The 13,945-nt window shown below is 37.4% G+C and carries 10 protein-coding genes; 3 read left to right on the forward strand and 7 right to left on the reverse strand.

Annotation, left to right across the window (positions count from 1 at the left end; translation table 11 throughout):
• Window positions 1-125: 125 nt before the first annotated feature.
• The 6 genes from PQ460_RS13365 to PQ460_RS13390 form a co-directional block, all read right to left on the reverse strand.
• Complete coding sequence (locus tag PQ460_RS13365) at window positions 126-734, reverse strand: undecaprenyl-diphosphatase (protein ID WP_274170104.1); 609 nt, start codon at window positions 732-734, stop codon at window positions 126-128.
• A 145-nt stretch (window positions 735-879) separates the two neighbouring features.
• Window positions 880-2,205 (reverse strand): amidohydrolase, encoded by a 1,326-nt coding sequence (locus tag PQ460_RS13370; protein WP_274170105.1) that lies wholly within the window; start codon window positions 2,203-2,205, stop codon window positions 880-882.
• Between the two features lie 217 nt (window positions 2,206-2,422).
• Window positions 2,423-3,061, reverse strand: coding sequence for a DUF1906 domain-containing protein (locus tag PQ460_RS13375; RefSeq protein ID WP_274170106.1), 639 nt, complete (start codon window positions 3,059-3,061; stop codon window positions 2,423-2,425).
• 212 nt (window positions 3,062-3,273) lie between these two features.
• Window positions 3,274-4,482 (reverse strand): threonine synthase, encoded by a 1,209-nt coding sequence (locus tag PQ460_RS13380; protein WP_274172939.1) that lies wholly within the window; start codon window positions 4,480-4,482, stop codon window positions 3,274-3,276.
• Window positions 4,483-4,641: 159 nt separating this feature from the next.
• The gene (locus PQ460_RS13385; RefSeq protein ID WP_274170107.1) at window positions 4,642-5,982 is read right to left on the reverse strand and encodes a response regulator transcription factor; all 1,341 of its coding nucleotides are present in this window, start codon (window positions 5,980-5,982) and stop codon (window positions 4,642-4,644) included.
• Window positions 5,983-6,196: 214 nt separating this feature from the next.
• A complete protein-coding gene (locus PQ460_RS13390) occupies window positions 6,197-7,252 on the reverse strand; it encodes an NAD(P)/FAD-dependent oxidoreductase (protein ID WP_274170108.1) in 1,056 nt (351 codons plus the stop codon).
• 305 nt (window positions 7,253-7,557) lie between these two features.
• Between PQ460_RS13390 and PQ460_RS13395 the strand changes: the two genes are divergently transcribed.
• The 3 genes from PQ460_RS13395 to PQ460_RS13405 all read left to right on the forward strand — a co-directional run bounded on the left by PQ460_RS13395 (window position 7,558) and on the right by PQ460_RS13405 (window position 12,359).
• The gene (locus PQ460_RS13395) at window positions 7,558-8,907 is read left to right on the forward strand and encodes an MFS transporter (RefSeq protein ID WP_273616049.1); all 1,350 of its coding nucleotides are present in this window, start codon (window positions 7,558-7,560) and stop codon (window positions 8,905-8,907) included.
• Window positions 8,908-9,061: 154 nt separating this feature from the next.
• Window positions 9,062-10,510 carry a cardiolipin synthase gene (cls, locus tag PQ460_RS13400; RefSeq protein WP_273616048.1) on the forward strand — a complete coding sequence of 483 codons (1,449 nt, stop codon included), beginning with the start codon at window positions 9,062-9,064 and terminating at the stop codon, window positions 10,508-10,510.
• A gap of 454 nt (window positions 10,511-10,964) precedes the next feature.
• The gene (locus PQ460_RS13405) at window positions 10,965-12,359 is read left to right on the forward strand and encodes a hypothetical protein (RefSeq protein WP_274170109.1); all 1,395 of its coding nucleotides are present in this window, start codon (window positions 10,965-10,967) and stop codon (window positions 12,357-12,359) included.
• Between the two features lie 525 nt (window positions 12,360-12,884).
• Here the strand turns inward: PQ460_RS13405 and PQ460_RS13410 are convergent.
• Window positions 12,885-13,856 carry a D-2-hydroxyacid dehydrogenase family protein gene (locus PQ460_RS13410; protein WP_274170110.1) on the reverse strand — a complete coding sequence of 324 codons (972 nt, stop codon included), beginning with the start codon at window positions 13,854-13,856 and terminating at the stop codon, window positions 12,885-12,887.
• Window positions 13,857-13,945: the final 89 nt, after the last annotated feature.

Consider the following 13,945-nt stretch of genomic DNA (forward strand, 5'->3'; position numbering starts at 1 on the left):
TACCAAGATTGTATTGCTTATAAATAATAATATATATCAAAAAAATCTGCTTCTGAAGCATCAGTGTCTGATCGTAGACACGTTGACTTCAAAGCAGATTTTTTTGTTGCGATGGTTAGGCTATTTTAACGATTACGATAACTTGACTTGCTACGCCATACTTTTCTTTCGATTTGTTCATAATGATAAATGCCTAACTCCATCAAGCTTTTAGCGAGTGATATTCGTGTAAATACTCTATGTACTACAACAGCAATCAAAACTCCTAATAAAGCTCCGGCAAGCACATCTGTAGGATAATGGACACCTGTCCAGACTCTAGCAATAGCGATACCTGAAGCAAGAATCAACCATATCCAACCATCGCGACGACGGAATAACCAGATCGTCATAGCAATAACAAATGCACCTAACGCATGATTACTTGGAAAAGAAGCATTGGCTTCATGATGAACTAACTGGAATACTTCATGATCGACAAAGGGTCGATCCCGGTAAAATAATTTACCTAATATCCAGCTTGTTGTAAATCCGATTAGTGCCGACAATAAAGCTTGCGTAATCATACGACGATTAGCGTGTGCGCGAGTAAACCAATAAATCAATGCTCCAATCATAAAAAACACAACAGCATATTTTGATAAAAATAACATCAATGGATTTATAAATGAGAACATGGCTGCTCCATCATTTATCCAGCGAAAAGCCTCATAGTCCACCTGTGAAACATTCAATTGCAGTTCCTCCTTTACATCCTAACCCAATATTTTAAAGCAATCATTTACTTTTATCAACTAAGTGTAAATTTAATGTAAACATAATGTAAAAATCCACTGTATCTATATACTAGATGCAGTGGATTTTGGATATACATTTCTATTAGATACCGTTTACGATCCGTTGGGCTCGTATATTTCCCTGACGTATTACTTCTTGCTCATCTATAGTGATTAATTGGCGTTGTCTCATCAGTATTTGTCCATTTACGATAGTTGTATCTACATCCGCCCCATTTGCGCTATACGCAAGTAAAGAAACAATATGATGGACAGGCTGTAAATGAGGTTGACGCAAATTAATCAAAATCATATCTGCTTTTTTGCCTACTTCTAATGTACCGGTCTCATGATCAATCGCTAATAATTTGGCACTTTCTATGGTCGCCATTTGCAGTGACTGGTACGCAGGCAATACGGTTGGATCGCCATAGTCTAATTTTTGTAACCATGTGGCTGCTTTGATCTCCTGGAACATATCCAGTGTTGTAGCACTTCCTGCTCCATCTGTACCTAATCCTACCGTAATCCCCTGTTGCATCATTTCGGTAACTGGGGCAATACCACATCCCAATTTCAAATTACTCACCGGATTATGAATAACCCCTCCACGCATTCCTTTTAAATATTGAATATCTCGTTTGGTCAGATGAACACTATGTGGTAACATCACATGCAATTGCTCAAATAATCCTAGCTCATATAGATATTGTGTCGGTGTCTGCTCATAACGTTCACGCATCGTTATTACTTCTTCTTTGGTCTCAGCAAGATGAATATGAATCGGTAACTGATACTGCTTCGCGAGTTCTATCACTTCTAGCAATGAATCCGGTGGACAAGTATACGGTGCATGCGGGCCGAACATAGTGGTGATACGCCCATCTGCTTGTCCATGCCATTCTTCTACCAGTTCTATCGCTTCTTGAATACGTGCACCTTGATCATCGTCATGAAAGACCAATCCGCGTGTTAACGAGGCTCTCATACCGACTTCCTCTACAGCTTGAGCAATCTGATTCATATGCATATACATATCGGCAAAAGTTGTTGTGCCCGAACGAATCATTTCAGCCATCGACAATTTGCTGCCCCAATAGATATCTTCTGGAGTCATTTGCGCTTCAGCAGGGAACATTTTCTTTTCTAACCAATCCATTAATTTAAGATCATCAGAAAATCCTTTTAACAAATTCATCGGTGTATGTTGATGTGCATTGATTAAGCCTGGCATCGTCACCATATCAGTACCGTCAATAACCTGTACATCGTCATGATTTATCTGTTCTAGAATGATAGGATCGATAGTTTGCTGATCTTTGTGAATAATATGCTCTATTCGATCGTTATGGATCACAATATCACCGAGAAAAGGAGCTTCTTCTTTATTCATCGTCAAAATCGTAGTATTGCGAATATGGATACGCATTATTTTTGCCTCCTGTATAGTAAGATCATAAGCTCTGTTCTTACCATACACATTGACGTAACGTTAAGGTCAACAACAAAAAATCTTATCCCAATCTGAGTTAGATTAGAATAAGACTTTACTTTTTAATATCGCTGGATCTTTATTGCAAGTTGAAGATGGCTTTTTTACGATCTATAACATATCGTAACGGAAATAGCCGTAAAGCAAACAAAGATTATGATTCCAATCTAAATCCGCCGCCATCTCCTTGAGCTTCATTAAAGTCTACCGAGAAGCCAACTTCTGTTCCACTTCCCACTTGTTTGATATTCCATTGTTCAAAAGTTCTAGAATTGCTCCAACCTGATGATTCTGCTAACCATGTATACGATATCTCGGAAAAGTTTTTAAGTATATATTCACAAGTCAGCCCTGAACCATAGACTCCAATATGATATTCATTGCCTAATTCTTTGAAGGTATCAATAATCTTTTGAAAATAGTGATGAACAAACTCGCTTAGATCTGTTGGTGACGCATCAAAATCGACTGCAAAATAAATCGTAGAACCTTTCGGCTGTCCAATTGTATGTTTGGCATAATTGTAGGCAGATGTAGCATCACTTTCTCCGACTTCTTGTGAGAAATACGATACCGATGTTGGATATCCATTTTCCCAAACAGCTACAATATACAACCCTGCTTGAGTTAGCGCTTGAGCTTCGATCTTTGTTAGATTTTTGTGGGGATTATTCTGATTGTAATATCTAGCAATAAAATGATATCCGGCTTGCTTGAGCTCTAATGCTTTTTCTTCGCATAACGACTCTGTATCAATACCTTTGTCTGTTGGACGTTCTTCAGCTGGATTCATTGAGATGTATCCCCTTTTTGATCAGATAGTGTACCAAAAACAAAAAGTACTTGTTAATATGGAGATTGTAACATTTTTCCAGTTAGAGTTACACTATTATAAACGAAGGATTTTTTAATCATGACTTCTACCTCAAAATAGTTTATGTAATAAAAAAGCAGTTCTCACCTGATGTGAAAACTGCTACAGTCTATGACCCTATTCTATATTGCTTATATAATCGATTCACCAATTTCTAACAATGGAACTTCGATCTTCACTGTATCTGGATATTTAATACCTGCTCCTGTATTCAACACAACAACGGATTCATCACGACTAATCCAGCCTTGTTCAGCCAATCGTTTAGCCGCGGCAAATGTAGCCGCACCTTCAGGGCACACAAACGCACCTTCATATTCAGCGATATATTGTTGCTCTTCTAGCAGTTCTTGATCAGAAATAGCAATCGCCATACCGTCTGTCTCATACAATGCACGCAATACTAGAAAATCACCAAGTGCTTTGGGAACATTAATCCCAAAAGCAACAGTCGTTGATTGCTCCCAGAATTCAGAGCGTTCTTTCTTTTCTTCCCATGCTTTGACAATCGGGGCGCATCCTTCGGCTTGCACAGCAACCAATCGCGGTAACTTGCCTGCTAACCAGCCGATTTCTTTCAGTTCTTGTAACGCTTTGTAAATACCGATCAGACCGACACCGCCACCGGTTGGATACAGAATAACATCTGGCATTGCCCAGCCTAGTTGTTCTGCTATTTCTAAGCCCATCGTTTTTTTGCCTTCGATCCGATAAGGTTCTTTGAGTGTAGATGCATCGTAAATCTGATCGTGTTTTACTTTTTCTGCAACCATTTTACCGGCGTCACTAATCAATCCATTGACCAAAAATAACTCTGCACCAGACAAAGACACTTCAGTGCGAGTAATAGAAGGAGCATCTTGAGGCATCACAATCGTTGCTTTGATCCCTGCGCGAGCCGCATACAGCGCCCATGCCGCACCTGCATTACCATTCGTTGGCATCGCAAATTGCTGAACACCTAACTCTTTAGCTTTGGAAATACCTACTGCCGCTCCTCTTGCTTTGAAGCTTCCTGTTGGAATCAAACTTTCATCTTTCATATATAAATGAGTCAGTCCATAACGTTCACCTAACTTGGGCATAGGAAGTAAAGGAGTCATTCCTTCTCCTAACGTGATGACATGATCTTCATGCTGTACAGGTAATAATTCATGATAACGCCATAGATCAGGATTGCGTTCTCGAATAGCAGATCGTTTCACTTCATTACGGACACGTTCTAGATCATACCGTACTAATAGTGGTGAACCACAGGTACAAAGTTGTTGGATTTTATTTGCATCATACGTTGTATCACATACCGGACATTCCAAATGAGAAACATAACTGTACGTCATCATGGATTCCTGCTTCCTGTTATAATTTGCAAATCAATACTACAAATCATAACAGTTCTTCTCCGGCTTTGCCAATTAATCTGACATGTTAACTTGGTTATTACATATGAATAAGAACTATATATCTTTGTCTCGATTTTAATCTGCATCAAATTCCATTTAAGCTTGCAATTGCTTGAATTCACTAGGACTGATGCCATAATATCGTTTAAATATTTTGCTAAAATGTTCAGGAGATTCATATCCTACACGTTCTGCCACTTCATATCTACGTAGATCTGTTTCTAACAATAAATTGCGACTCTCTTCCATACGTAGCTTGATCACATATTCCCATAGATTAAAGCCTGTATTTTTTTTGAACAAATAGCTTAAATAATTAGGGCTGACATGATTTTTTTTGGCTACATCATGAATAGTTAACCCTTTTTGTCCATAACACTTTTCGATATAAGCTTTGACCTGAGATACGATCAGATTATACGGATTCTTTCCTTTGTTCTCTTCTATTACTGCTGTTGGCTCACTGACTTCATGCTTTTTCCAGTACATATCTCCATAATAAAAGACATGATGATCTGGATATTGAGTATGCCACATTAATGCCCGGTGAGCTTGTATATTTAATTGATTGATAAATTCGTTTCCTTTCAAAATCTGACTGATCCCTATCACATTGGGAATATGCAAATAGTTATTAATATGGTTATGCAACAACTGCCCCAATTGATTCAATTGACGAATCTTATGATGCCATCCTTGAAGATATGATGTCTCATCCCATTGCATAATCATATTAACTTCACATGCATCTGTCTCAAAAGTAACGCTATTCCACTGATTGTGCACCAATTCGACTGCCAGATTCATTACCGCATAATTGAGCAAATAGTGATCGGCTACCGTGAGAGCGACCTGATTTGAAGTAAGCGGTTGATACTGAATTTTGATCATAGCGTAATAAGGACCATGCAATCCTAACGATTGATATACCGATTCTTCTTGAGGTATATAAGCATGTGGAGCAAATAACTGATTTAGCTTGATATGATTTTGAATCGTATGTCGTTGCATCTGAAAATGATTGCCTTGAGCCCAATGAGTATGTTCAATCGCTGGTCTAGCGATATTAACATGCAACAATACTTCTCGCACCGAATCTAGAAACGGCTCAAGCTCAAGCGGCTTGATTAAGTAATTTTTGACACCCAGACGGATAGCTGCCTGTGCATATTCAAATGTATTATGTGTTGAAACAACTATTATTTCGATAGAAGGTTTGATCAATTTCACCTGTTGCATATCATCTATTCCATTCAAGCCTGCTACTTCAAGATCGGTAATCAGTAGATCAATATCGTATTCACGAATATAATCCAATCCCTGCGAAAATGTAGTTGCCGAAAAAATATGCTGGATATTCAGCCCGGAATGTAATAATAAAGGACTTATTGTTGCGATCATCTCTTGATCATCATCTAGCATCAGAATGTTATACAAGTATGTATCCTCCTCAGATGTAAGATCTATACACATATCCATAATATACCAGAAGTTTAAGCGCTTTAACATACTTAAAAATAAAATAATCAAAATAGGAATCATAATTCAGTATAAATCCTAATATCACATCACTTATACCAACAAAAATACCAACAAAAAAAGACTAAAGCTTCTGCCTTAGTCTTTTTGTCTCTCTGTTATATGATGCCACTTATACTGTTACATTCAATGAAGCTTTTGATTCAAGCATTTTATTTTTTTCTTCAAATTTTTTGTTGTGTGAAGATACATAAGCTTGACTGTAGGCTTCTGGTTCTAAGTATTTTTTAGCACTATTTACAGCGGCTGCTCCTTCGACGAATGTACCTGCAATTAAGTATAATTTATTTGTATATTCAATTAAGTCTCCAGCAGTAAAAATACCGGGTTGAGTCGTTTGACGCTTCTCATCAATAATCGGACGTCCATTTTCATTAACTTCTATTCCCCAGTGAAGTAGCGGGCTAAGATCACCGATCATTCCATGATTGACGATAACTGCATCTACAGGCAGATGACGTACTTCGCCTGTCTCTACATGGGTAATAGTGATCTCATCAATCTGAGTTCCATTATGACTTTGAACAGCTGTTAAGCCATAAGGTGTTAGTACTTCTTTACAGTTCTGCTTCATCGTTACTACACTTTTCTCGTGTCCGCCAAATTCATGACGACGATGCACTACTGTTAGACTAGCTGCAATTGGTTGTAGCGCATTCGCCCAATCTACCGCAGAATCTCCACCGCCAGAGATAACAACATGCTTGCCTGCAAAAATATTTAATTCTTGGACAGTATAATGAAGATTGGTTACTTCATAACGATCTGCACCTTCAATTTCCAATTTGCGCATCGTTGGAATACCATGTCCCATCGCCAAAATAATCGTTTTACTATAATGCTGTTCCCCTGTTGCAGCTGTAAGCAACCAATTGCCATCTTCTAGCCGCTCCACATCTGCTATTTTCTGATTGAGAACGACAGTTGGCTCAAATGTTATTGCTTGTTGAATCAAGTTTTCGATCAGTTGTGCTCCACTCAAAGGTGGGAGTCCGCCTACATCCCAAATCATTTTCTCAGGATAAATTAAGATTTTCCCCCCTAATTGCGGATTGTACTCAATAATCTTGGTCTTCATATCTCTCATTCCACTATAAAAAGCACTATATAATCCTGCGGGTCCGCCGCCTATAATCGTCACATCATATAACTCTAATGCAGTTGTCACAACAGTCACTCTCCCATTTGATAAGTTATTCTTTATAGACTTAATTGATAATGATTATCATTATAGATTAGAAAATGAATGGTTTCAATACTATCTAGAAAATAGATACAATTTCAGTTTTTTATTTTTAATATGATTTTATTTGAAAATAATAAATAATTAGAATTGTGGTAGTTAGAAGAATTGTAAGCGATTAAATGTAACAACAACGGTTATATCCATTTTGCCATATCAATTATATTCAGCTATAGTCTAGTAAGTATATAAGTATAAAGAAGTAGATTACAGATAGGATGGGTTTGTGAATGAGAGATAAAGTCGTTATCCCGTTGTGGGCAGCTGGTATTTTTCTAGTTGTTATGAACACAACGATGTTCAATGTTTCTTTACCGCGTATTCTTGCTGATTTACATATTAGCTCTTCGCTCGGTTCATGGCTAATTTCAGGATATTCGATCGTGTTTGCTTTATCGGTTGTTATTTTCAGTCGCTTATCTGACTGGTATCCTGTACGTAAATTGTTAATGGTAGGCATACTGCTATTAGTTGCTTCATGTGTAATCGGATTTACCGCAAATAATTTCCCGATGGCGATGTTAGCTCGTATTTTGCAAGCTGCTGGTGCAGGGCCGATGCAAGGATTAGGGCTTGTACTTGCTACACGTTATGTGCCTAATGATCGACGAGGCAAATCGATTTCTCTTATTGCAGCAGGTGGTTCACTTGCTTTTGGTATAGGCCCTGTATTGGGTGGATTTCTAACAGATAGTCTGGGATGGAATTCGTTGTTTTTGGTCACAGGATTAATTGTTTTGCTTGTACCTGCTTATTGGAAAATGCTTCCTTCTGAAAAGGAATTCTCTTTCAAAAAAGATCAAAAGTTCGATATTGTTGGAGCAGGATTATTGGTGATTGTTATCCCGTCTCTACTATTAAGTATTGGTCGCTTATCATGGGTGAACTTATTGATCGCTATTGTAGCTTTTATCGTATTGGTCTTTCATTTACGCCGATCTTCCAATCCGTTTATTTTACCCGAACTGTTCCGTAATACCGCTTATCGTAAAATGCTCTTTATGTCATTTTGCTGCTTTGCGATCAATCTAGGTATGGTTTTTCTAATCCCATTAGTGCTTAATCAGGTATTCGGTCAATCAGCTTCATTTAGCGGATTAATGATCTTCCCGGGTGCTATATTATCAGCGATTATGACGCCTATTATCGGTCGCTGGATCGATCAGTATGGTAACTATCGGTTATCTTTTATCGGTTATATCATTATGGTGGTTACATTTGCTGGATTAATCGGATTTCTCACCTTCTCACCTTATGTATTGATGGCTGCTTATATGTTACTAGCTTCTTCGTTCTCAGCCGTAGGCGCATCTCTGCAAAATGAAGTATCTCGTATGCTTCCACGCAAGCAATTATCATCAGGTGTAGGTGTTTTCCAATTGACTCAATTTTTCGGTGGTGCTACAGCAACAGCTGTTTTCGGATTATTAATCGCTCGCAACCCGTTCGAGTCGTCTTCAGGAATTTACCGTATGAATTATGTAGTGTTGTTAACGATGACGGTATTGTCGTTAATCATGTTAATCTGGTATATGCGTAGTAAACCTGTAGAACCTGCCGATCATCATATCAAAATTTAGTTTGGTGCCATTTACATTTTATACAATACGTACTGCCAGTATAGCTGGATACCCGGCTTTTATTGGCAGTTTTTCTTTTTATAGTGTGTAATATCTTATTTTTTGGTATGCTGAATGTTGAACTCTATTACATAGTTAAGGTGGGAAACGGTGAATGTCTATTTTATCGCATCTTTCCTGGATTTTTATTGCGATTAATATCTTTTTCGCTCTTTTTATTGTGTTTTTGGAAAGACGCAATATTGGAGCTACATGGGCATGGCTAATGATACTGGTCTTTTTACCGGTGGTTGGGTTTATTGTCTATTTATTTTTTGGTCAGAATTTGAGTCGGGTCAAAAAATTTAGATTGCGCAAAGAATTCAGGTCGATTATTGAATCCGTTGTAGAAGATCAGCGTCAAGAATTTCATTCCAGAAGTTTCTCGTTTAATGATCCTTCAATCGGTCGTTATCATGAATTAGTGCATATGAATTTGATTAGTAATTATGCACTGTATACACAGGATAATGCTGTTCGTATTTTTGCAGATGGTAATGAAAAGTTTGATGCTTTATTTGAAGATATTGCTAACGCCAAGCAGTATATTCATATCCAGTATTATATTATTCAGCGGGATGAATTGGGTCGCAAGTTAATTGATGCCCTTACAGCCAAAGCGCGCGAAGGTGTTACTGTACGATTAATTTATGATGCGTGGGGCAGTTCCAAAGTTAACAAAAAATTTATCCATGAATTACGTGAAGCTGGTGGTCAAGCTGCTGCCTTTTTCCCACCTAGTATTCCCAAAGTTAATTTTAAATTAAATTATCGAAATCATCGCAAATTAGTCATTATTGATGGAGATTGTGGTTATATCGGTGGCTTCAATGTGGGCGATGAATATCTAGGCAAAGTCAAACGATTCGGGTACTGGCGTGATACTCATTTACGTGTAGAAGGCTCGTCTATTTTGCAAATGCAGACTCACTTTTTGCGAGATTGGCATTTGGCACTGAATACTCCGATGTCTGAAGATTATTCACTATTTGCTGTAACCAAGCCATTTACTGGTAAAATCGGAATGCAGATTGTATCTAGTGGCCCGGATAGTAGCTTGGAGACGATTAAGTATTCGTATATCAAAATGATCTATGAAGCCAAAAAAAGTATTATGATTCAGACACCCTATTTTATACCGGATGAAAGTATGATTACTGCGCTCAAAGCGGCAATGCTTTCCGGTGTTCAAGTGCATCTAATGATCCCCAAAAAACCAGATCATCAAATGGTCTACTGGGCTTCTTACTCGTATTTACGTGAATTGTTAGAACTGAATGTTAGTTGTTATCTGTATGAAAAAGGATTTCTGCATGCCAAAACGATGGTGATTGATGGTACGATTGCTTCGGTCGGTACCGCAAATATGGATATTCGTAGTTATAAGCTGAACTTTGAAGTGAATGCGATTGTCTATGATAGCGAAACAGCGACCAAGCTAGAAGAACTCTTTTTACAAGATATCTTGGATAGCAAAGTTCTTACACTGGCTGATTATGAGAATCGTCCACTTTATCAACGAATGCTCGAATCGTTCGCTCGTCTGCTTTCTCCGATATTATAAACAACTAAAAACTCGCTACTGCCTGAATTCTTGTTGTGAAAGAATGTTTGGGTTAAATAGCGAGTTTTTTTAATTTAATAATTTGATTTAATTCGTAGACTGATAGTTTTTCCAGTCTCTAGCACGCTTCTGTAAACGATCAAGATTTTCATCAAAATCTGCATAATAATCTACAGCACGATCCCATAGTTTTGTAGCCTTTTCCAATTATAGAAGCACTCCATATAATCTTTGTATTCAGTGTGTTCCCTTTTAGAGTAAGTATTTTATTGTACAAATTAACTATTATGTTAGATAAATCTATGATTATTATTCTAATATTGGTCATTAATATCTTCTATTCAATAGATCACATTTATTTTGATTGACAGTTCGTATCCTCCATATTATGATTCAGAATAATATTTCTCATAAAACCTATAGGATTTATGTAATTAATTGGAGGGGATTAAGAATGTTACCATTTTCTACAGCATTTTTACAAAAGTCAGTTGTTCGTAAATCAGTTATTGCCTGGACACTTGCTGTCTCTGTTATCGCTTCACCTGTGTTATACAACAGTACCAGTTATGCAGCTACTGCGGTTGTCGCACAGCATGAGATTAGCGCTTCGGAATACTCACAATTTTTACAATCCAAATTTAATATTTCAGTAGCGAACGGGATTAGTCGTGGGCAGTATATTCAAGATCTTGCTACAGCACTTCAATTAACTCCAGAAAATTCGGATGCTACATTTACTGATGTCCCATCTAGCCATAAGCTATATAAGGCAGCCACTGCTTTGTATGAGAATGGTATCCTCTCCAGTACTACTGTTCATCCTAATCAAAAGTTAGACGCACGTACCGCTGTTTATTTCGCTGTCAAAGCAGCAGGTCTCAAGGAACTGGCGTATACATATCCTCCGGCTAAAGTAAAAATAGCGCTTGCCAAGCTGGCGATCAAACCAACTTCTGTATCGACCCAAACAGGTCAAGAACTGGCTGTAGCTGTAGACAGTGGTTTATTGCCGAAATCTCTGTATAAAGCTGTAACTGCATCACAATCTACTTCTCCGTCACCTGTATTTGTAGAGACATTGCTTGGACAGGTGTTGCAATTTAAAGGGCAATACAAACACTATCTCGGTTACACCAGTGATGATGATATCTATGCCAAATTGCAAGATGCTTATAACACGTCACGTTTAATTCAAGCACCAGAATTGCAAGAATTAGCGAACAAAGCGTTAGAAGAAAACTTGGTAACTGGTTACAATGTCAAAGATAGCCGTTATGAAGCTAATTTTATAGACTCACTATCTCTAAATTACGGTCATGATGATATCAAACATGCTGTTCAATTGATTGGTTTGTTACGTAGTGAAGGGATCTCTGCCAAAGTACAATTTGAACCGAAAACATCTGCATTTATTTATTTGAAAGAATGGGGCGAGCCTAAATCAACTGAGGATTATCATGTGTCTCAGATTGCTAATGGCAACTATATCGCTAATGCTAAAGAATACGATTTGGCTTTTGAATTTGCTAATAGTGCTGACAAAAATAAATTCCAAAAAGTCATTCTAGCTTATGCGAAAAAAGATAGTGAAGATCAAAAAGGTCTGATCTATAACTCTTGGTGGCAACCGCTCTACTATTCTCAGACAGCAATCAAAGACTATGACGTGATTAGCAATAACAAAATCACTCAGGGCAATTATTATGTACAATCATTCTCTTTGAAAGAAAAATCTGCTGATGTGGCTGCTGGCTTCAAAGCGCTTGATCCTTCGCTCAAAGTGGATAGTTATCAATTCTGGGTAGATGGGCCATTCTTCAATTATTTGAATGGAGATTCTAAGTAATTACCTTTTTGCGATTTGTAATATGGTGTAACGATCATCCTGTAAACATTGTGAGATTTAAGGTATCATTTATATCTATACGTTTTTAATAAAAAACTGCCACTTATGATTAATCAATAATGTGGCAGTTTTTTGTTTGCTTTTATCGTTAAGATTAGTTAGCTTTTGATACGTGCAGGAGCGTAACAGTGAGTTATTTATGCTGTGTATCACGGGTGATTTTATTTTGATTTTATTATTGTGAATTTTTCATATGTTGAAATAATTTTAATAGTGTTGTAAATATATATTTTGTATCAAAAATTATGATTTATTCATCTGATCAATTTGTTCATACTAAAAAAGCCTTAAACTATAAATACCACTTTTTCACGAGCAAAGTGATATCTACAATTCCAGACTTTTCATATATAATATTTCGATATTTACAAGTTCATTTCCAACATCAATTGGCAAAATAGATATTAAATAGTACTTTTCTTAACTATTATTTAAAATGATATCCATTGTAATGTTGAATATCGTTTAGGTTCGCACATAGATTAGTTCTCGCTGTATATCGTTATTAAGATATCCTACAATATTGTCCACAGCATCTTTATAAAAGCATTTGTAATTATCATCGGATACATATCCAATATGCGGTGTTGCTAATACATTGGGTAATTTGCGTAATATATGATCTGACGGTAAAGGCTCTGTATCAAATACATCTAATCCAGCTCCTGCAATCGTCCCATCTTGTAATGCTTCGATCATTGCAGTCTGATCGACAATGCCTGCACGTGAAGTATTGATCAAGTATGCGGAAGGCTTCATCAAAGCTAATTCGGCTTTTCCTATTATTCGGCGTGTGCGATCGCTAAGTACCAGATGGATCGATAAAAAGTCGCTTTCAGCTAATAGTTCTTCTTTAGAAGCTGCTAATTGCACATGAGCCGCCTCTGCTCGTTCAGCTGTTAGATTTTCACTCCATGCCAGAATGTTCATTCCCATCGCTTGCCCGATCGTAGCCATTTGTTGCCCGATTTTACCTAATCCCAATAGCCCTAATGTTTTCCCTTGTAATCCGATTCCAATCGTACTTTGCCATGCTCCATTGTTGCGAAACGATTCATTTTCTTGGATCAAATGACGGGACAATCCTAAAATAAGCGCCCATGTTAATTCAGTCGGTGCAGCTCCTTTTCCTCGTGTTCCGCAGACTGTAATTCCTAATTTCCCTGCTGCTTTGAGGTCAATCGAAGCGTTGCGCATGCCTGTAGTAATCAGCAGTTTAAGATTAGGCAATTTACGAAGTACGTCTTCTGGAAACTTCGTCCGTTCACGCATAATGACTAGAATTTCATAATCCTGAATCGCTTCAATCAATTCATTTCGATCTTCAAAATATTCGTGATAACTATCAATATTCACTTGCGATTCGATTACTGACCAATCTGCCATCTGCTCGGCAACATGCTGGTAATCATCAAGAATGGCACAGTTCAGCTTCATCGTCTAGTACTCCTTTGTTGATAAATTCAAATATTATTAATATTTACTATGAATCTATTATGCTTATTATAAACATAATAAGAGTAACT

This window comes from Paenibacillus sp. KACC 21273, assembly GCF_028736095.1.
In the GTDB taxonomy this organism is placed as follows: Bacteria; Bacillota; Bacilli; order Paenibacillales; family Paenibacillaceae; genus Saccharibacillus; species Saccharibacillus kyungheensis.